Origin of the sequence: Methylobacterium sp. CCH5-D2, from assembly GCF_001556475.1 — a bacterium.
GTDB lineage: Bacteria > Pseudomonadota > Alphaproteobacteria > Rhizobiales > Beijerinckiaceae > Methylobacterium > Methylobacterium hispanicum.
The window spans coordinates 1-573 of record NZ_LSIX01000259.1 but is presented as its reverse complement, the minus strand read 5'-3'; the positions used below and the strand labels follow the sequence as shown (position 1 = coordinate 573).

Here is a 573-nt window from a genome sequence, read left to right as displayed (position 1 = left end):
GCCCCCGCAAGATCGGGGTCGATGCAGGCGGGAGAGAAGAAACCGCGACGACAAGCCGGGCCGGACCGGGCGCAGACGCCTCTCCGACCCGCGGGACGCCGGGGAACTCGGCATCCGTACGCACAACACTCAGGGTTCCGCGGCGTCCCGCGTCCCCTCTCGGATCCTCTCTTCGGCCCAACCTCCGGCGGTGCTCACCGCGCGGAGCCGAACCCGCATCGGAGCACCGCCATGATCCGGCCTGCCCGGCCGCGCCGCCGATCCATCGACGGGCCGACCGGTCCCGCTCAGGCCGCGAGCCGCTCCGCCGCCTCCGCCGGGGCATCCGCGCGGGCGGCCTCCTCGCGCAGGCGCTCCTGCTCCTCGCGAAAACTCGCCAGGATCGCGCCGGGCAGCGCGTCGAGAACCGCGTCGAGGGCGTCGGGCGCCGCGTCCGGGGCGGGCGGCTCGGACGCGGCCTCCCGCACGGGCTCGGGGGCCGCCGGCGCGGTCCGCATCGCCCGCGCGGCGCCCTGCGCCGCCGCCCAGGCCACGCCCTCGTCGCGGCTGGCGCGGCGAGGGCGTGGCCTGGGC

The 573-nt window shown here is 78.4% G+C and carries 1 pseudogene; it reads right to left on the bottom strand.

Annotated elements, in window-relative coordinates:
- Positions 1-287: 287 nt before the first annotated feature.
- Positions 288-573: pseudogene (locus AX737_RS07085) on the bottom strand (hypothetical protein); the annotation flags it as partial.